20 protein-coding genes are annotated in these 19747 nt (G+C 40.8%); 11 read left to right on the top strand and 9 right to left on the bottom strand.

The window, feature by feature from the left end; translation table 11 throughout:
- Positions 1-39: 39 nt before the first annotated feature.
- The 3 genes from leuB to fabR all read right to left on the bottom strand — a co-directional run bounded on the left by leuB (position 40) and on the right by fabR (position 3681).
- Positions 40-1116, bottom strand: a complete 1077-nt coding sequence (leuB, locus tag P3J6_RS02780) for a 3-isopropylmalate dehydrogenase (RefSeq protein ID WP_055012752.1) — start codon at positions 1114-1116, stop codon at positions 40-42.
- Positions 1113-2666 (bottom strand): 2-isopropylmalate synthase, encoded by a 1554-nt coding sequence (leuA, locus tag P3J6_RS02775; protein WP_010392352.1) that lies wholly within the window; start codon positions 2664-2666, stop codon positions 1113-1115. The genes leuB and leuA overlap by 4 nt, the downstream gene beginning before the upstream one ends.
- 397 nt (positions 2667-3063) lie before the next feature.
- Complete coding sequence (gene fabR / locus P3J6_RS02770) at positions 3064-3681, bottom strand: HTH-type transcriptional repressor FabR (RefSeq protein ID WP_008114202.1); 618 nt, start codon at positions 3679-3681, stop codon at positions 3064-3066.
- 130 nt (positions 3682-3811) lie between these two features.
- On the opposite strand from fabR, the gene P3J6_RS02765 reads away from it, so the two are divergent.
- Positions 3812-4945, top strand: a complete 1134-nt coding sequence (locus P3J6_RS02765) for an acyl-CoA desaturase (RefSeq protein ID WP_008114204.1) — start codon at positions 3812-3814, stop codon at positions 4943-4945.
- 13 nt (positions 4946-4958) lie between these two features.
- On the top strand, positions 4959-6389 hold the full coding sequence (sthA, locus tag P3J6_RS02760) for a Si-specific NAD(P)(+) transhydrogenase (RefSeq protein WP_008114205.1): 1431 nt from the start codon (positions 4959-4961) through the stop codon (positions 6387-6389).
- 69 nt (positions 6390-6458) lie between these two features.
- Here the strand turns inward: sthA and hemE are convergent, their stop codons facing one another.
- Positions 6459-7523, bottom strand: a complete 1065-nt coding sequence (gene hemE / locus P3J6_RS02755) for a uroporphyrinogen decarboxylase (protein ID WP_008114207.1) — start codon at positions 7521-7523, stop codon at positions 6459-6461.
- A 504-nt stretch (positions 7524-8027) separates the two neighbouring features.
- Here hemE and rsd point away from each other — a divergent pair.
- On the top strand, positions 8028-8498 hold the full coding sequence (gene rsd, locus P3J6_RS02750; RefSeq protein WP_138608398.1) for a sigma D regulator: 471 nt from the start codon (positions 8028-8030) through the stop codon (positions 8496-8498).
- 59 nt (positions 8499-8557) lie between these two features.
- On the opposite strand, the gene fkpA is transcribed toward rsd, so the two are convergent.
- A complete protein-coding gene (gene fkpA, locus P3J6_RS02745) occupies positions 8558-9310 on the bottom strand; it encodes an FKBP-type peptidyl-prolyl cis-trans isomerase (RefSeq protein ID WP_138608400.1) in 753 nt (250 codons plus the stop codon).
- A gap of 195 nt (positions 9311-9505) precedes the next feature.
- On the opposite strand from fkpA, the gene P3J6_RS02740 reads away from it, so the two are divergent.
- Together P3J6_RS02740 and P3J6_RS02735 are read left to right on the top strand one after the other, a co-directional pair.
- Positions 9506-10504 carry a WD40 repeat domain-containing protein gene (locus P3J6_RS02740; RefSeq protein WP_178956753.1) on the top strand — a complete coding sequence of 333 codons (999 nt, stop codon included), beginning with the start codon at positions 9506-9508 and terminating at the stop codon, positions 10502-10504.
- Positions 10491-10706 (top strand): SlyX family protein, encoded by a 216-nt coding sequence (locus P3J6_RS02735; protein ID WP_008465625.1) that lies wholly within the window; start codon positions 10491-10493, stop codon positions 10704-10706. The genes P3J6_RS02740 and P3J6_RS02735 overlap by 14 nt, the downstream gene beginning before the upstream one ends.
- A gap of 17 nt (positions 10707-10723) precedes the next feature.
- On the opposite strand, the gene P3J6_RS02730 is transcribed toward P3J6_RS02735, so the two are convergent.
- Positions 10724-10927, bottom strand: a complete 204-nt coding sequence (locus P3J6_RS02730) for a YheV family putative zinc ribbon protein (protein WP_008114218.1) — start codon at positions 10925-10927, stop codon at positions 10724-10726.
- A 132-nt stretch (positions 10928-11059) separates the two neighbouring features.
- Between P3J6_RS02730 and P3J6_RS02725 the strand changes: the two genes are divergently transcribed.
- Positions 11060-12979, top strand: a complete 1920-nt coding sequence (locus P3J6_RS02725; RefSeq protein WP_198522181.1) for an ATP-binding cassette domain-containing protein — start codon at positions 11060-11062, stop codon at positions 12977-12979.
- Positions 12966-13382, top strand: coding sequence for a TIGR02444 family protein (locus P3J6_RS02720; protein WP_198522180.1), 417 nt, complete (start codon positions 12966-12968; stop codon positions 13380-13382). The genes P3J6_RS02725 and P3J6_RS02720 overlap by 14 nt, the downstream gene beginning before the upstream one ends.
- Before the next feature lie 97 nt (positions 13383-13479).
- Here P3J6_RS02720 and P3J6_RS02715 read toward each other — a convergent pair whose 3' ends face one another.
- Positions 13480-13701 carry a helix-turn-helix transcriptional regulator gene (locus tag P3J6_RS02715; protein WP_010392331.1) on the bottom strand — a complete coding sequence of 74 codons (222 nt, stop codon included), beginning with the start codon at positions 13699-13701 and terminating at the stop codon, positions 13480-13482.
- Positions 13694-14194: a hypothetical protein gene (locus tag P3J6_RS02710; protein WP_010392329.1), complete on the bottom strand. Its 501-nt coding sequence runs from the start codon at positions 14192-14194 to the stop codon at positions 13694-13696. The genes P3J6_RS02715 and P3J6_RS02710 overlap by 8 nt, the downstream gene beginning before the upstream one ends.
- A gap of 589 nt (positions 14195-14783) precedes the next feature.
- On the opposite strand from P3J6_RS02710, the gene P3J6_RS02705 reads away from it, so the two are divergent.
- From P3J6_RS02705 to P3J6_RS02690, 4 genes are all read left to right on the top strand, one after another.
- Entirely contained in the window at positions 14784-15770 is a 987-nt protein-coding gene (locus P3J6_RS02705) for a hydrolase (protein WP_198522179.1), read from the top strand.
- A gap of 2 nt (positions 15771-15772) precedes the next feature.
- The gene (locus P3J6_RS02700) at positions 15773-16018 is read left to right on the top strand and encodes a YheU family protein (RefSeq protein ID WP_008114225.1); all 246 of its coding nucleotides are present in this window, start codon (positions 15773-15775) and stop codon (positions 16016-16018) included.
- A 60-nt stretch (positions 16019-16078) separates the two neighbouring features.
- Complete coding sequence (locus P3J6_RS02695) at positions 16079-17269, top strand: dipeptidase (RefSeq protein ID WP_178956756.1); 1191 nt, start codon at positions 16079-16081, stop codon at positions 17267-17269.
- Between the two features lie 174 nt (positions 17270-17443).
- On the top strand, positions 17444-18355 hold the full coding sequence (locus tag P3J6_RS02690) for a hypothetical protein (protein ID WP_198522178.1): 912 nt from the start codon (positions 17444-17446) through the stop codon (positions 18353-18355).
- A 120-nt stretch (positions 18356-18475) separates the two neighbouring features.
- Here the strand turns inward: P3J6_RS02690 and tuf are convergent, their stop codons facing one another.
- Positions 18476-19660 (bottom strand): elongation factor Tu, encoded by a 1185-nt coding sequence (gene tuf / locus P3J6_RS02685; protein WP_109875886.1) that lies wholly within the window; start codon positions 19658-19660, stop codon positions 18476-18478.
- Positions 19661-19747 lie beyond the last annotated feature (87 nt).

Genomic DNA, 19747 nt, shown 5'->3' with positions numbered 1-19747 from the left:
TGATTGAGCCACAGCCTAACGGTGCTGTGGCTTTAATAGTTAAATGCGTGAAACAATAGCCGCTGCAACATCGGTGGTGGTATAGCCGCCCTGCGGATAAATATCAGGTGTCCCCACACCCGCTTCAACCGCCTCTGCAACTGCTTTTTCAATGGTGCGAGCCGCTTCATCTTGTCCTAACGAATAACGTAACATTAATGCGGCACTTAAAATTTGTGCAATAGGGTTAGCAACCCCTTTTCCGGCGATATCGGGCGCTGAGCCACCCGCGGGTTCATACAAGCCAAAGCCTGATTGATTTAAGCTAGCCGAAGGTAATAGCCCCATTGAGCCGGTGATCATCGCGCATTCGTCAGATAAAATGTCGCCAAATAAGTTATCGCACAGTAATACATCAAACTGGCTAGGCTGTTTAACTAGCTGCATCGCTGCATTATCTACATAAATATAATCTAAGCTCACCTCAGGAAACTCTTTACTCACTTCGGTGACTACTTCACGCCAAAGTACACTTGATGCTAAAACATTGGCTTTATCAACCGAGGTTACATGATTGCTGCGCAATTTAGCGGCCTCAAAAGCAAAACGTGCAATACGCTCAATTTCTTTACGCGAGTATGTTTGGGTGTCAAATGCCGCTTCTTCAGCACCTTCGCCACTGCGACCTTTTTCACCAAAATAAATACCGCCGGTTAGCTCACGCACACACAAAATATCAAAGCCTTTTTCGCTAATATCAGCACGAAGTGGTGATGCAGCGCTCAATGCGGGTAACAATTGAGCAGGGCGTAAGTTACAAAACAAACCAAAATGTTTGCGTAGTGGTAACAATGACGCGCGCTCTGGCTGCTCATTCGGTGGCAAGTTTTCCCACTTAGGACCGCCCACTGAACCAAATAAAATAGCATCGGCGTTTTCACAGGCTTTTAAAGTTGTATCAGGAAGTGCTTTGCCAAATTCATCAATGGCTGCGCCGCCAATCGCGTGATGCTCACGGTTCAAAGTAAAACCAAATTTATCACTGACTGCGTCAAGTACTTGCTCTGCAGCTGCCATAACTTCTGGGCCAATACCGTCGCCTGCTAATACGGCAACGCTGTAATGTGTTTTACTCATCCTGCTTTCCTTTGTTGTTTTAAATCAGACACTTTTTGTGCTCGATAAATTAAGTTATAAACCCGAACCATAGCTCGAACAGAGGCTTCGACCACATCGGCCGCAATACCAGCACCGTGATAGGGACGACCATCATATTTAGCAATAATATTCACTTGCCCTAATGAGCTGGCGCCTTGGCCAGTTGCCTCTAAATTGTATTCAATCATTTCAACACTCATACCTGTTAAGCGCTCAATAGCAGCAAACGAAGCTTCAACAGGGCCATTACCTGTGGCCGCTTCTTGTTTTGCTTCGCCATCAATCAGCAAGCCTATGGTTGAGCTGGCCACAGATTGTGAATTAGACGCAGAGTTAACAAACTCTAACTGATACTTTTCGTCTTTATCGTTAATTTGATTAAAGTAAATCATTGCCTCTAGGTCATAGTCGTATACTGTGCCTTTTTGGTCAGCCAGCGCAACGAAACTTTGGTATAAGCTATCCATGTCGTAATCTGATTTTTGATAGCCTAATTCTTCTAAGCGGTGTTCTATAACATGGCGGCCTGAGCGTGAGGTCATGTTTAACTGATTACTTGGTACGCCAACACTTTCTGGTGACATAATTTCATAAGTGTTTTGCGCTTTTAATACACCGTCTTGATGAATACCTGAGCTGTGAGCAAACGCATTTTCGCCAACAATCGCTTTATTTGGCTGTACCGGCATATTACAAATTTTGGCTACCTGGCGAGAAGCGCGATAAATTTCTTCGCTTTTTATGTCGGTATATACGTTTAAGTGGTCTTTGCGCATTTTCATAATCATTGCCACTTCTTCAAGTGAACAGTTCCCCGCACGCTCACCTATACCATTAATGGTGCATTCAATTTGGCGTGCACCGGCTTGCACTGCGGCCACGGAGTTGGCAACGGCTAAACCTAAATCGTTGTGGCAATGCACACTTAAACGCGCTTTATCTATATTTGGCACGTTATTCATTAAATGACGGATCATTGCTGCGTATTCATCTGGAGTTACAAAACCGACTGTATCTGGCAAATTAATTGTTGATGCACCGGCGTTAATTGCTTGTTCAACAATTTTGCATAAATCCCAATGCGGTGTACGCCCAGCATCTTCACAGGAAAACTCAACATCATCGGTATAGTTACGCGCTAATTTAATAGATTTAACAGCCATTGCAGTTGCATCATCAAGGCTCATACGCAACTTGTGTTCAAGATGAAGCGGGCTGGTGGCAATAAAAGTATGAATACGACTTTGCTGTGCAGCGCGCAGCGCATCGCCACAGGCCTCGATATCTTTGGCAACCGAGCGAGCTAAGCCACAAATAATGGGGCCTTTCACCTCGGTGGCAATACGTTGCACTGAGCGAAAGTCAGCTGGGCTCGACACCGGAAACCCCACTTCCATTACATCCACATTTAAGCGGCTAATGGTATGCGCCAGTTGAACTTTATCGTCTTCTGTTAGGCTTGCTTTTAGTGCCTGCTCACCATCACGTAAGGTGGTATCAAAAATCCATACTTTATCTTGCTGTTGCATAGCTGCCCCTCAATTGCTGTGTTACCCAAATTTCGATTTATCCCTACAGCGAGATAAAAAAAACCCCGCGGTTGCGGGGTTTTTAATGTTTAACTCAATGCAAACACACTAATCCCCGCTCACTTGCCGCAGCAGTAAGAGGTTTAGGTTTAGTGTAATTAAGCGAATAGTTTGCATCTGTTTTCTTGTGTGTGTGTCCAATGAGGCTTATTTTTATCATTGCAACGCAGTTGGCGCAAGCATAAAAATACCAAACAAATAATTAAAGGAGACTTCCTGGGGATTTAAAATTCAAATAAAACTTTTAAGCAGAATAAAACATCCAATTTAAACCTGGAGCAGGCTTAAATTAATAAGCGCTGTAAAATACAGCGCTTATTTTAACTTTTTTTAATATCTATTCTTTATTTTCAGCACGTACGTAATTTGACGCGCCGCGCGTAATATAACGTAACTGCCATATAACTCGCTCTATCAGTTCATCGCGTTGCTGACCTTCAATATCAAGCGCTTCAGCGCCTGCATTAAATACCAAAGTAACCATGGCTTCTGCCTGAATATACGCATGAATAGCATCGCAGGGGGTTTCACTTTCTAAATAATGTGCGAGCTCTAAAATAAAGTGTTTCACTTCACGCGCCACTGCTGCTCTAAATGCTTTTGAGGTACCTGAACGTTCACGCAACAAAAGTCTAAACTGATTGCTTGAGTTATCAATAAACTCCATAAAAGTAACCACAGAGGTGTTGATTACACTGCCACCACTGGCTATTCGTCTGCGTGCTTGGCGCATCAGCTGGCGTAGGGTTAAACCCGCTTCATCAACCATGGTTAAGCCCAACTCGTTCATATCTTTAAAGTGACGATAAAAAGAGGTAGGCGCAATACCTGCTTCGCGTGCAACCTCACGCAAGCTTAAATTAGAAAAGCTATGATCAGCACTAAGCTGATTAAATGCAGCTTCAATTAATGCTTGTCGTGTTTTTTGTTTCTGTTGTGCTCTAACACCCGACATCAACAGCTCCCTGAGTGAGTTTGTAATAAATTTTTAATTAAAAAAATAGCTAATAGTACAGTCTAATACTTGACGGCAGCAGATTGAAATATTATTTTAGCTTACAGTTGTACGCTGAGAAATGATAAACATGAAAAAACCACCAATTATATGGACCAACGTCCTTTTCTTTAGCCTGACGTTTTTGGCTGCTATTACACTTGTACCTTGGTATGGGTTTAACTATGGCTTTACAGGCACGCAGTGGGTTGCTTTTGTAGCTTGCATGTTTTTTGCGGGATTATCGATCACCGCGGGCTACCACCGTTTATGGGCACATAAAACCTATAACGCACACCCTGCGGTTGAATTTATTTTTGCCCTTGGTGGTGCTTTTGCGCTACAAAATAGTGCGCTGCATTGGAGCAGCGATCATCGAATTCACCATGGTCAAGTTGATGACCCAGTTAAAGACCCTTATGCCGCCACTAATGGCTTTTGGTACAGTCACATTGGCTGGATGCTTCGCGACTACCAAGGCGACAGCTACGATGATTACAGCAACTGTCGTGATTTACAGCGAAATAAAATTGTTATGTGGCAGCACAAGCATTACTTAAAATTGGTAATTGCCATGAATGTTGGTTTACCGCTAGTACTCGGCTTAATGCTTGGTGATGTATGGGGCATGTTACTGTTAGCAGGCTTATTGCGTTTAGTGCTGAGTCAGCACTTTACCTTTTTTATTAACTCAGTAGCACATATTTGGGGTTCACGTCCTTACACTGAAAAAAATACCGCGAGAGACAATGGCTTTTTAGCACTGTTTACCTACGGTGAGGGTTATCATAACTTCCATCATATTTTTGCCAGCGATTACCGCAATGGCATTAAATGGTTTCATTACGACCCAACAAAATGGATGATCCGCTCACTCGCAGCCATTGGTTTAGCGAGTAAATTAAAGCGCACACCGGTTGAGCGCATTGAAAAAGCTAAAGCAGAAACCTTAATGAGTAAAACACAAGGTCGTCTTGCAAAATTGCCTTTAGCGCAAGATAAGCTTACATTATTACAACAAGAGTACGATTTGTTGCTTAAAAAGCTGCAAAATTATTGCTCATTACAAAAACAAGTGTTGGAAGCTAAAAAAAATAATATGGCAAAGCAGTGTGAAAAGTCGGCATTAATGGCACAATATCACGAGCTTGAAGCCGCCTGGGAAACACAAAAGCAGGCATGGCTAGCACTTAATGCGAGGTTATTAAAAGCCTCTTTTAGTTAAAATAGGAGTGGCTGTGGCCAAACAACCAGAAAAGAAAAAAGTACCCGTGAGCTACCAATATGATGCAATCATTATTGGCACGGGTCCTGGCGGTGAAGGGACCGCTATGAACCTCTCTAAAAGCAACAAAAAAGTAGCGGTTATTGAACGTCAAACTGCTGTTGGTGGTGGTTGTGTTCACTGGGGAACCATTCCTTCAAAGGCACTTCGTCATTCGGTTAGTCGCTACATTGAATACAAAGCAAACCCTTTGTTTAACGTAGGCGAGCGCCCAGTAAGACTTACTTTTCCTGATATTTTGCGCCATGCCAGTTCGGTAATTTCAAAGCAATCAAACTTACGCAGCAGCTTTTACGATCGTAATCGCATTCATATGTTTCAAGGCGATGCTAGCTTTGTTGATAAGCACACTATTGAAATTAGACGTAATGACGGTTCAACTGAACGCCTAACTGCACAAACTATTGTTATTGCTACCGGCTCACGACCTTATCGCCCACCTGGTGTTGATTTCACCCATTCGCGTATTTATGAAAGTGACACAATTTTAGGCCTTGAACACGATCCTCATCGCGTACTTATATACGGTGCGGGTGTAATTGGTTGTGAATACGCATCTATCTTTAAAGGGCTAGGTGCAAAGGTTGATTTAGTAAATACTCGCGATCGCCTACTTGCGTTTATGGATGCTGAAATATCTGATGCGCTTAGCTATCACTTTTGGAATAGTGGCATTGTTATTCGTCATAACGAAGAATTTGATCGCATTGAAACCCGCGATGACTGTGTTGTTATGCATTTAAAATCGGGTAAACGTGTAAAGGCTGACTGTATTTTATTTGCCAATGGCCGTACTGGTAATACTGATACATTGAATTTAGAAGCAATTGGCTTAAAAGCAGATAGCCGCGGACAAGTAAAAGTAAACGAAACCTACCAAACAGAAATAGACAACGTATATGCGGTAGGCGATGTTATTGGCTACCCAAGCCTTGCTAGTGCTGCCTTTGACCAAGGTCGAATTGCAGCAGATGCCATCGCTTGTGGTAACTGCGATGAAAAGCTGATTATTGATATCCCAGCCGGTATTTATACTATTCCTGAAATGAGTTCAGTAGGTAAAACAGAGCAGCAATTAACTGCCGCAAAAGTACCGTACGAAGTGGGACGTGCGCAATTTAAACACTTAGCACGTGCACAAATTGCAGGTACCGATGTGGGTAGTTTAAAAATATTGTTCCATACAGAAACCAAGGAAGTACTTGGCGTGCACTGCTTTGGTGAGCGTGCCTCTGAGATTGTTCACATTGGCCAAGCTATAATGGAACAAAAAAATGGTGGCAATACCATCGACTACTTTGTAAATACTACGTTTAACTACCCAACAATGGCAGAAGCTTATCGAGTTGCGGCATTAAATGGCTTAAACCGCTTGTTTAAGTAAAAACTTAAGTAAAACAGTTTGCACAAAAAAGCCCGCTAATTAGCGGGCTTTTTATTGTTAGTTCATAACTTACTTGTGATATTGCGCACTTAGCTCATGCACAGCGTTAATAAATACACCCGCATTTTCTGGATCAACATCTGGTGTAATACCATGGCCTAAGTTAAATACATGACCATTGCCAGTGCCAAAGTCTTCTAAAATCGTACCCACTTCTTGGCGAATACGGTCTGGCGTGCCGTGTAGCATTGAAGGGTCCATATTGCCTTGTAGCGCCACTTTATCGCCAACACGACGTTTGGCATCACCAATATTAATAGTCCAATCTAGGCCTACTGCATCACAACCTGTTGCTGCAATTGCCTCAATCCATTGGCCACCATTTTTAGTGAACAAGGTAACCGGTACTTTACGGCCGTCATTTTCGCGAATTAAACCATCAACGATTTTATGCATATACTGCAGTGAAAACTCATTGTAGTCACGCGGGCTCAATACACCGCCCCACGAGTCAAATATCATCAGTGATTGTGCACCCGCTTTAACTTGCGCGTTTAAGTAATCAATCACTGAATCAGCTAGCTTATCAAGTAGTAAATGCAGTGTTTGTGGCTCAGCAAACGCCATTTTTTTGATTTTACCAAAAACCTTACTGCTTCCGCCTTCAACCATATAAGTTGCAAGTGTCCAAGGTGAACCCGAGAAACCAATTAATGGCACTTCACCTTTAAGCTCACGACGAATAGTGCTTACAGCATTCATTACATAGCCAAGCTCATCGGTAGGATCAAGTTTAGGAATTTTTTTAACATCGGCTAATGATGAAATTGGGCGTTCAAACTTAGGGCCTTCACCTGTTTCAAAGTACAAGCCTAATCCCATTGCATCTGGAATAGTTAAAATATCACTAAATAAAATAGCGGCATCTAACGGGTAACGACGCAGAGGCTGTAATGTTACTTCACAGGCTAACTCAGCATTTCTACACAGGCTCATAAAATCGCCCGCTTGTGCACGTGTAGCACGGTATTCAGGTAAATAACGTCCAGCTTGACGCATCATCCATACTGGCGTGACATCAACAGGTTGCTTGGCAAGGGCACGTAAATAACGGTCGTTTTTTAATTCGCTCATAGCGTATAGAGTCCTAGGGCTTTTAGAAATTGTGCAAGATTGTACCACCATATTTGCCCCCCCTCTATCGCTAAGCGATTAAATCGCCACAGAGTAGCACCAGATCAAGTGATTTTTTGTTTTCATTTCGTTTTGTACACAAAACAATCAAGTAAACGTTAATAATAAAAACTTTTCATTAAACTATTTGCAACATTTATAAAAGCTTGATATTGTTACTCCCGCGTTAACATAACAATAACAATAATCGTTAATATAAAAATAATAAAAATCTCTAATAAAAATAAGAATGCTTGTTTAAACAAGTCCAATAAAGAAATTAAACCACCGTAATTGGTGGTTTTTTCTTTCCTGCAATAAATACTTACAACTTATACCCGTAAACAAAACCCTCTGTGGTACTACATCTATTTTACTTGTTGATATACACGCCAATTAAATATATCTTGGATGATAGAAACTTTATTACCAATTTAAAATCCAACCCAGCTTAGGAGAAGAATTATGCTGAAGCGTGTAGAAAAAGCTCAACAAAAGTGGGGGGGTAGCCATACGGTCATCGACAATTGGTTAAACGAACGCCAAGAGCTGATTGTACTTTACTGTAAAATTGCAGGCTTTTCACCTTACGAGAAAAAAGATCAGTCTTTGCCTGAACCGTCTCAAATTCAAGCTTTTTGCCAAATATTGATGGATTACCTATCGGCTGGGCACTTTGAAGTGTACGACGATATTGCTAAAGCTTGCGAAAAGAAAGGCCTAGAAAGCCAACAACTGGCAAATACTATATACCCACGTATTTCAGATACCACAGACATTGCTCTGGATTTTAACGATAAATACGCTGAAGTAGACGCTGAAGATTTATTAGTAGGATTTGATAATGACCTATCGGTAATGGGTGAAGCACTGGAAGCGCGCTTTGCACTTGAAGATGAGTTAATTGATAACTTATATTCTAATCACGCAGATTAATCAGTTATTCAGTGCAATAAAAAAGGGACCTAGGTCCCTTTTTTGTTTTATATAAATACTTATTCTGCAGCGGCAGCTTCTGCATCATTTTGAATTTCTAATAACTCAACTTCAAAAATAAGTGTTGAATTAGCAGGAATTTTACCTAAATCACGGTCACCGTAAGCAAGGTCTGAAGGAATGGTAAATTTGTACTTAGAACCTACAGGCATAAGCTGTAAGCCTTCAGTCCAACCAGGAATAACACGGTTTAGTGGGAAAGTTGTTGGCTCGTTACGTGAATAAGAGCTATCAAATTCAGTACCGTCTAAAAGAGTACCTTTATAATGTACTTTAACCACGTCAGTCGCTACTGGCTTAGCGCCTTCGCCTTGGCTCAATACTTCGTACTGTAAACCAGACTCAGTAACCATTACGCCTTCTTTGTTAGCATTCTCAGCTAGGTATTTTTCACCCTCAACTTTGCTTTTTTCAGACTCAACCTTTGCTTTTTCTTCTTGTTTAGTGCGCACTGACTCATCTAATGCTGTTAATACTTCACGAATTTTTTCTTCGTCAATTTTAGCATTACCGGCAAGTGCATCTTCAAAACCACGCATTAATAATGCTTGATCTAATTCGATACCAATTTCTTTTTTATCCGCTAGGTCTTTATTTAAAAAGTTACCTACAGATGCCCCAATACCGTAAGCTTGTTGTTGCGCTACAGTATCTAGTTTAACGTCTGCTTGCTCTTTTTTTGCTTCTTGATTACAAGCTGTAAGCGCTAAAACTGACGCTGCAATCAATGACAATTTAATCGTCTTTCTCATTTTAAATCTCCGACACACTTTGCAGTTGTCATTTATTGTAATATTACTAGTTAAAGATTAACGGCCTACATGGTAGGCTGCTTGTTTAATAGCTAAACTAAAAACATATCCAGTGATTAGACAAACAACCTAGGCGTTTTTCGCAACCTAGTCTAACCTCTCAGTCACGAAGAGTTAAGAGGAAATACCTGTAATATGTCGTTATTTCGTACTTTTTTAGTTGCTACCTGCTGTTTATTAACAATTGCATGTAGTGATGAAAAACAACAAGCAGTGGCTAGTTTTGAGCACACGGCACAAGGTGCTTTCTCATCCGCACTCTCGCATGATGGTCAATACAGCTTAGTGTCTTCTATCAATCATGGGGTCGCACTTTGGGATAATCAACAGCAAGCCCTTAAATACCAATGGTTTCAACAACAAGCGCAAGACAGCCTTGTTTACGCTGTAGCCATTGCTTTTGATAATAGCGTGGCTGTTACCGCCGAAAAAACCACCTTCGCCGTTTGGGATATTGCCACAGGCAAAAATAAAGGCTTTTATAAAATACAAAAAGCCAGCATCCGCGATATTGCCATTAGTAACCAAGGCAACAGTGTTGTGTACGGGCGCAGCGATGGCGTTGTAGTATTTATAAACCTTAACACTGGCAGACGCATTGAATTTTTAGGCCATCAAGATAAAGTAAACACCGTAGACCTATCACCTAATGGGCGCTATGCATTGAGCGGCTCAAACGATTATGTGGCCTACTTATGGGATACCCAAAGTGGACAAGTTATTCATCGCTTTAATCACCCAACCCGAGTAACCCGAGTCGCTTTAGATCCTCAAGGACGTTATGCTTTTACCGCCGACAGTATGGCACAAGCAAATGTATGGAAGCTGACTACAGGTGACCTTGTTAGTAAACTAAAGTATATTGCGCGTCAGAAAATTTTTACTGCGGTGCGCTTTAACGACCAAGGCACTTTATTAGCAACCGGTTCACCGAACAAACAGGTGGATTTATGGCAGCTAAACAGTGGTGAAAAAATTCAAACATGGCAAGTGACCCCAAGAGAAGGCAGTAGGCCAAAATCGGCAGTGGTACTTGATGTGACATTTACAGATAACGGTAAATCATTGTTAACTGAAAGCTCAAGCGGAATCGCTGAGCGCTTTATTATACGAGAACCAAATGAACACAATTGAACATCGGTTAATGGAACTTGAGGCTAAAGTGGCTTTTCAAGACGAAACGATTGAAATTTTAAATGATGAAATAAAAGTTCACCAGCAACAGTTGGCAAAAATAAAGCGCCAAACCGAGTTGCTGGCTGAAAAACTTAAAGAGTCGCAGTCATCACAGCCTATGATGTCGAATATGCCAGAGCCACCGCCGCCGCATTATTAAGCAGCACTAACAAGGCACTAATCGCCTGGATTAAACACGCCAATGATCTGTTCAAATTGGCGTGTTGATGCCTGCACAGCCTGCTCTGGTTGAGCCATTTTATGGCCACACTGCATACATTCAACTTTTTCTACGTCGTGCTCTTTGTAAAGCATTAACATATCCATGGTTTTACACTCAGGACACGTTGCTCCAGCAATAAATCGTTTTTTATGTTTCACTTCGCTTTTCCTACCATTTTGACTGACGTTATTTTATCGCAATATTTGCCTACTTGATACGATTGATATGGCTAATAAGATCCGTGTTATAATGGCGGCAATTCAATCAAGGCACAGTAAAGTAACGTATTTATGATCCAAATCTCAGAAATAGAACTGCTTCGCGGTGGCAAAGCTTTATTAAAAAATGCATCGGCTACATTATTTCCAGAGCACAAAGTAGGCCTTGTTGGTGCCAATGGCTGTGGTAAGTCAACGCTATTTAGTTTATTAAAGTCTGAGCTTTCGTTAGATGGCGGTAATTACAGTATTCCTAAAGATTGGTCACTGGCCTCGGTAAAGCAAGAAACCCCCGCCCTTGAAATAAGCGCCATAGATTACGTACTGCAAGGCCACCCTGAATATTATGCGCTACGAATTGCGCTGCGTGAAGCCGAGCAAAATAACGATGGCGACACTCAAGCTAAAGTGCATATTCAGCTTGAAAACATTAAAGGCTATAGCATAGAAGCCAAGGCAGGTGAGCTGTTACATGGTTTAGGCTTTGCTAATAATCAAATAGAAAACCCGGTTAGTGCATTTTCGGGTGGTTGGCGCATGCGCTTAAACTTAGCCCAAGCGCTTATTCGCGATGCCGACTTACTATTACTGGATGAGCCAACAAACCACCTAGATTTAGATGCCGTGTATTGGCTCGAGCGTTTTTTACGTGCCTACACCGGCACGCTAGTACTTATTTCTCATGATCGTGAGTTTTTAGATGCTGTGGTTGATCAAATTTGGCATATAGATAAACAACTTATTAATGTGTACAAAGGTAACTACTCGCAGTTTGAACGCCAAAAAGCTGAGCGCCTATTGCAGCAGCAAGCCATGTTTGAAAAACAACAAGAACAAATAGCGCATCTTGAGCAGTTCATTACCCGCTTTAAAGCCAAAGCTAGTAAAGCCAAACAGGCACAAAGCCGTGTTAAAGCGCTAGAGCGAATGGAAAAACTTGCCCCAGCACACGTTGACTCGCCATTTGATTTTGAATTTGCCGAGCCAACCGCTCTGCCTAACCCGTTAATGACACTCGACAAAGCCAAAGCCGGTTATGGCGATGTCACCATTTTAAACAGTATTAAGCTGAACTTAGTACCAGGCAGCCGTATTGCACTACTTGGCAGAAATGGCGCAGGTAAATCAACACTGATTAAATTACTATCAGGTGACTTACAACCTCAAGCAGGTGAAGTGTTTCAGCATCAAGGCTTAAACATTGGCTACTTTGCGCAGCATCAACTGGAGTCTCTAGATTTAAAAGCCAGTGCCGTCACCCACCTGCAACGCTTAAACCCAAAAGCCAGCGAACAATCATTGCGTGACTTTTTAGGCGGTTTTGCCTTTGTAGGCGATAAAGCACTCGACCCTGTAGCACCGTTTTCAGGCGGTGAAAAAGCCCGTTTAGTACTGGCTATGTTGGTTTATCAAAAACCAAATTTACTACTACTCGATGAGCCAACCAACCACCTTGATTTAGAAATGCGCCACGCTTTAGTTATGGCATTACAAGGCTTTGAAGGCGCTATGGTCACGGTATCGCATGACCGTCATATGCTTAAAAATACCGCCGATGAATTTTATTTAGTTGATAATGGCGAGGTCACCCAATTTGGCTACGACCTAGATGCATATTATCAGTGGCTGCTTAATGCTAATAAAGAAGCCACTAAAAACGACACCTACGAAGAGCCAAAAGCCCATTCACAAGTTAACCGTAAAGAGCAAAAGCGCTTAGAAGCCGAGTTTAGAAAAGCGATTCAGCCGCTGAAAAAGCAAATTGAAAAACTTGAAAAGCAATTAGATAAATTTGCTGCAGAACTAGCTGACGTTGAAGAGGCGCTAGGCGATAACACTCTCTATAACGACGAAAATAAAGGCAAGCTTAAAGAGTTAATTACTAAACAAGCCACACTCACGCCTAAACTTAACGATGTTGAAGAAGAGCTACTTATGGCCCTTGAAGAAATGGAACAAAAAGAGCAGGCATTCGCCGATGAACTTGCTTAACAGCAATGATTTTTGGCAGTTTGCATGTAACCTTTACAGCAAAGGTGACATGCAAACGCGCCTGTTGGATTATCAAAACCAGCTAGGTAAAAACGTCAACCTATGCTTGTTGCTGTATTACTTAGATTCTCTCAATCTAGCTATTAACCAAACACAGCTAAACAAGCTTGAACAATCAATTAGTGAGTTTGATAAGCAGGCATTGAAGCCACTACGAGCCACACGTGCCTATTTAAAAGCCAATAAAACCGAGGTTACAGATTACGCCGCAATTCGAAAAGCACTTCTCGGTGCCGAGCTAAAATTAGAAAAGCAGCAACAAATAATATTGATTGATGAAGTTAATAGTATGAATTTAACACCTTGTGCAACGCCCAATAACAGCGATAAATATTTGGCATAATTTTTCACTATTAATTTCATCAGATCATAAAGCCATTTATCTTATGAATATTAGCTCTTATATACATGGTTACTTTGGTTTACTTTTATACACCAAGCTATATATCTTTAGTTTTGTATTGAAATACCTCTTCTAAAGGTAAGTTAAAAACTAAAGAAATTTTAAAAGCCACCTCTAAAGTGGGTGAATATTTATTTGCCTCAATTGCCATTACCGTTTGCCGCGTTACGCCAATAGCATCTGCTAACTGCTTTTGCGTCATTTCATCGCGTAAAAAGCGTAATGTTCGAATAGAGTTAGTTATTGCATACTCACTCATAGATATCACCCGTTCTGCCTTTATAAAGCTGCGCTATGTAATTGACTATTTCGGCAATCAAAAAAGCGCCTACCATGATATGCATTGGTAAATATGGAATATTATATTCGATAGCTGGGCCCCAGTTATTAGCTTCAATTTGATATTGAAAAATAGCAACACAAATTCCCGCCTGTAAGATTATGGCCTTGTATTTATAACCCACTAAATTTATTTGCTTTTCTCTCACATCAGGTGGCTGATTTAATTCATTATCACTGATAAATGTAAGTAATAAATAGCTCAATACTATAAGTATCACAGAATAAATTAACACCTGTAGCAATAAGCCAGATAACCAAGAAACAGAACTAAGCTGCTGCGTACTCGCATTCATTAGGCTGTTTACATAAAAGTAAGATATGTACACGCTTACTAGTAAATCGATACTCAGCGTCAGTTCTCTAAAACTTATGCTTTGTAAAAGTTCTTTAAAGTGCTCTGAACGAGTCATATAAAGCTAACTCCAAGTAAAATATTTTTAACTTTTTAAACTATAAGTTCACTTTTTAGCCATGTCAAATATATTTAACACTAGGTTTGTTTTATTTAACCTAAAACAAAGCAACGGTTATTCAAAGCTGAACTTTGCTGACCATCTTTATTATAAAAGTGATTAAAAAATCGCAGATAATTTACTAAAAAGTGCAAAATCGACTTAACTTTATTGATCAAAATCAACATCTGCATTGCCCATTTTATAATCTGTAAAATAGCTTGATCTGGATCATATCAAGTACCACTGAGCCAGCCTATGATTACCCCATAGACATCAGGAGGCAATTATGGACGTATTCTTTAGAGATTTTTTTAGCGACCCAGTACTATTTTTATCATTTGGATTTTTAGGCGTCGTTATTAGTTTATGCCTCTTCTTTGTGTATTTTTTCATGAAAAAAGTACACGATGCAGATATTAAAGAACAGCATTAAGCACGACGCACAAAGCGCCTTATTAGTTTACTGATTAGGCGCTTTTTATTTTTAAATATAAAAAATTTGCTACACTAGCGCTTCGTTAATTGCAAAGTGCGTAGTACAGACATGATCCCTAAGTTCAAACCCGCATGGTGGATGACCAACCGACACGTTCAAACCATAATACCGCGTTTTTTCCGCCCTTTTCATCATACTCGCTACGAACTTGCGCAACTTGATACGCCCGACGGAGACTTTATTGAGCTTGCTTGGTCACTCCCGCATAACGAAAAAGCACCACTCGCAGTGGTACTTCATGGACTTGAAGGTAACATAAACAGTTTTTATGCCAAAGGCATGATGAAAGCATTAAAAAAGCAAGGCTTTGCTGTCGTATTGATGCACTTTAGAAACTGCTCAACCGAAGTAAACCGCTTACCCAGAGCCTACCATAGTGGCGACACCGCCGATTTAGCTTTTTTTATAAATCATTTAAAACAACAATTTCCAAATCGCCCTATTGTAGCGGTGGGTTTTTCATTGGGTGGTAATGTACTCGCTAAGTATTTAGGCGAAGAAAACATTCACTGCCCGCTTAACGCAGCTGCCGTGATATCTGCGCCCTATGATTTATCATCATCTAGTGATGTTATTCGTAAAAGCTTAGGTAAAATTTATCAAAAATATTTGCTCGATCGAATGAAAAAGTCGATGCAACGTAAATTACCGCAAATTAAACAACAGATACCGATCACCACTGATCAATTAATGGAAATTGACGATTTATTAGAGTTCGATAACCAGCTTACAGCACCGTTGCATGGCTTTGAGAATGCACACGATTACTACAAAAAAGCCAGTGCGATGCCGTACTTAAAAGATATTGCGACACCTACACTAATTATCCATGCCAAAGACGACCCTATGCTGTCGATTAAAGCGGTTCCAAGTAGTCAGGATGTAAGTGAGCATGTTACGCTGCGTATCTCTGAAAAAGGCGGCCACGTTGGTTTTATTAGCGGTAACAACCCGTTTAAACCGGTGTATTGGTTAGAGCAAGTGGTGCCTGATTATTTTAAGCAATGTGTATTTAATAACACCGATAAAGAGTGACTATGATTATTCCTTTTGAACAACTTGATAAAGACACACTGTACAACCTAATTGAAAGCTATGTACTGCGTGAAGGCACAGATTATGGCGAACAAGAATTCAGTATTGAAAGTAAAGTGGCGCAAGTAAATCAGCAATTAAAAAGCGGCGAAGCTATGGTGTTTTTCTCTGAACTGCACGAATCGGTCACCATAATCTCTAAAAGTGAATTCAAAGCACTGCAAAGTGAAGCGCAATTCGACGAGTAAACTTGTCAGACACGACGTAAAAATAGACAATGGTTTTTTTAACTCAAAGAGCCATTATAAATGATAAAACTAAGCTCACTAGTTGCTGCAATGTCGATTGCATTAACCGGCGCAGTCAGCGCTGAAATAACCCCTTCAGATAAAGCAATTAAGCTTGCTCACGATACCATTTTAATCGACACTCACATTGATGTACCTTACCGCATTCATGATAAATGGGCGGATGTAACTAAAGCCACTGAGGGCGGCGATTTTGATTACCCTCGTGCAGTAAAAGGCGGTTTAAACGCGCCATTTATGTCGATTTATATTCCTGCTCATTTAGAGTTTGAAGGCAAAGGAAAAAGCTTCCAATTAGCGAATCAATTAATTGATGGTATGGAAGCGATTGCGTTTCGTGCTCCAGATAAGTTTGCCATTGCTGACTCAACACAAGACATTGAGCAACAGTTCAAGGACAATAAAATATCAATCGCCATGGGCATGGAAAACGGATCGCCTATCGAGGGCGAAATGAAAAACCTACAACACTTCTTTGATCGTGGCGTACGTTACATCACCCTAGCTCACTCGCAAAGCAATCATATTTCTGACTCATCATACGATATTCGTCGCAAGTGGAAAGGCTTAAGTCCATTCGGTAAAGAGCTAGTAAAAGAGATGAATAACATCGGCATGCTGATTGATGTATCGCATATTTCGGACGATGCATTTTATCAAGTAATGGAATTGTCTAACACACCCGTTATTGCATCACACTCTTCACTACGTAAATATACGCCTGGTTTTGAGCGTAATATGAATGACGACATGCTGTTAGCCCTTAAGAAGAACGGTGGTGTGATTCAAATTAACTTTGGCTCAAGTTTTGTTACTTCAAAAGCCGGAAGTTGGTACGATCAATTCAAAAGTAAAAAGCAAACAATTACTGAAGAAGGCAAAAAAGTAGCTAAAGATTTTGATGCTATGTACCGCGCTAAAAATCCATTCCCATTTGCTAGCCTTGAGCAAGTGCTTGATCATATTGATCACGTTGTGAAACTAATTGGTATCGATCATGTTGGTATTGGCTCTGATTACGACGGTGTAGGTGACTCACTGCCTATCGGCTTAAAGGATGTATCTAGCTACCCTAACCTAGTTCAAGGTTTGATGGACAGAGGTTACAGCGATACCGATATTAAAAAGATTTTAAGCGGTAATACATTAAGAGTGTGGAAGCAAGCTGAGCAATACGCAAAATCGCATTAAGCTTTATGCGCTAGGCTTAGGTCTAGCGCTTTTAGCCACTTAAAACACCGTATTTCGCCACTCACGCCCCGCCTTCTTAATTAATCCGTATATATCATCTTCATTTAACACACTTTTTAACAGACTTATATTTCGAAAACAGATAAATTACCCATTTTAGAGGCAGATTATTTTATGACTATAAACAAAGGAACTATTGCGATTACTATAGCAACACTTGCCTTGGTAATTTCATGCTACGGAACATTTTTTAAAAATCAGCCCAGTTCGCTTAATAAACCCAAGCAGCAACAGCTAAGCCCCACAGTTTCTATTAGTACTCCTGCAGAATACCAGCAATCAAATGAAGCCTTAATTGACGAACTAAGCAAGAAAGTAAGTTCGCTACAACGCCAATTAGCTAACTTAAAACTACACGCTAATGGCTCTTATCAAGAACAAGATACCGACGAATTTAAGGAACTTGTTCTTAACGTACTTGAGGAAAAGCAGCAGCAAGAAGCTGAGGAACTGCGTGAGCAAAATCCTCTTTATGGTTTTTATGCAGATTTACCAGAAGACTATGATTTAAGGATCAAATCAGAACCAGATTATGCTAAACAAATAAACTCTCAATTAAGAGAGCAAACTTTAGATCCAAGCATGGCAGATTTAGATAGGTTAGCTGCACTTAGCCAACTGCAAATGAATATGTATATTCTAAATAAATCTACTATGCCTGAGTATGACTATGAAGTAGTAGGTAACATTTTAAATTTAGCGAACAACAGTAGTGACGAAAAATTTAAAATTCAAGCTGTTGAGTTAACAACTCAAACACCGGTACTTGATTACCGCCTTGCAGAACAATTTACAAACTTGTTAGAGCGAGACACGAATGATTATATCCGTCGCTTAGCTGCACAAGGGTTGATGGCGCAATACTACCAAGCTCAAAATAAACAAGATGGTTATACGAAGCAAATGGCGCAGCATCTACTTTCAGTTTATAACAATAGCTCTGACAATGCAGTCAGGGCAACGCTTGACGAAATGATGGGTAACCAAGATATGCTTGATGAGTTACGTAAGAATGCTGGTTACTAACTGATTAAGTTCATGCTCCTACTCTGTTACAGCGATAACATTAATACTTTTACTTCAGACATTAAAAAACCCGAGGCTAAGCTCGGGTTTTTTTAATGCTTAATGCATTACAACTGTTGATTACTCAACGATAGTTGCAACAACACCAGCACCAACAGTACGGCCACCTTCACGGATAGCGAAACGAAGACCTTCGTCCATCGCGATTGGCGCGATTAGAGTTACTGTCATCTTAACGTTATCACCAGGCATTACCATTTCTACGCCTTCTGGTAACTGTACGTCACCTGTTACGTCAGTTGTACGGAAGTAGAACTGTGGACGGTAACCTTTGAAGAATGGAGTATGACGACCACCTTCATCTTTAGAAAGTACGTATACTTCTGAAGTGAATGTTGTGTGTGGGTTGATTGAACCAGGCTTAGCTAGTACTTGACCACGTTCAACGTCTTCACGCTTAGTACCACGTAGAAGTGCACCAATGTTCTCACCAGCACGACCTTCGTCAAGAAGCTTACGGAACATTTCAACACCAGTACAAGTAGACTTAGTAGTCTCTTTGATACCAACGATTTCAACTTCGTCATTCACGTTGATGATACCAGCTTCAACACGGCCAGTTACAACAGTACCACGACCTTGGATTGAGAAAACGTCTTCGATAGGCATGATGAATGGCTTATCGATGTCACGCTCTGGCTCTGGAATGTAAGAATCTAGTGCTTCTGCAAGCTCTACGATTTTAGCTTCCCATTGCTCTTCGCCTTCAAGTGCTTTAAGTGCAGAACCTTGAATTAGTGGTAAGTCATCACCTGGGAAGTCGTATTCAGAAAGAAGTTCACGAACTTCCATTTCTACTAGCTCAAGTAGCTCTTCATCATCAACCATGTCACATTTGTTCATGAATACAACGATGTAAGGAACGCCAACTTGGCGAGAAAGTAGGATGTGCTCACGAGTTTGTGGCATAGGACCGTCAGTCGCAGCAACTACTAAGATAGCGCCGTCCATTTGAGCAGCACCAGTGATCATGTTTTTAACATAATCGGCGTGACCAGGACAATCTACGTGTGCGTAGTGACGAGTAGGTGTATCGTACTCAACGTGAGAAGTTGAGATTGTGATACCACGCTCGCGCTCTTCTGGAGCGTTATCGATTGATGCGAAATCTTTAGCAACACCGCCGTATACTTTTGCAAGTACGTTAGTGATTGCTGCAGTTAGTGTAGTTTTACCGTGGTCAACGTGGCCGATTGTACCAACGTTTACGTGCGGTTTTACGCGTTCAAACTTTTCTTTTGCCATGACGGAACCTATCAGTTTTGTGTATCTAGATTACATATGAAAATAATCCACCATAGGTAGATTAAGTTAATTTTTTCAAATTTCAAA

It is taken from the genome of Pseudoalteromonas sp. 3J6 (genome assembly GCF_903995135.1).
Taxonomy (GTDB): Bacteria; Pseudomonadota; Gammaproteobacteria; order Enterobacterales; family Alteromonadaceae; genus Pseudoalteromonas.
Note: the sequence above shows the minus strand (reverse complement) of the source record. Positions and strands in the feature narration are given on the sequence as shown.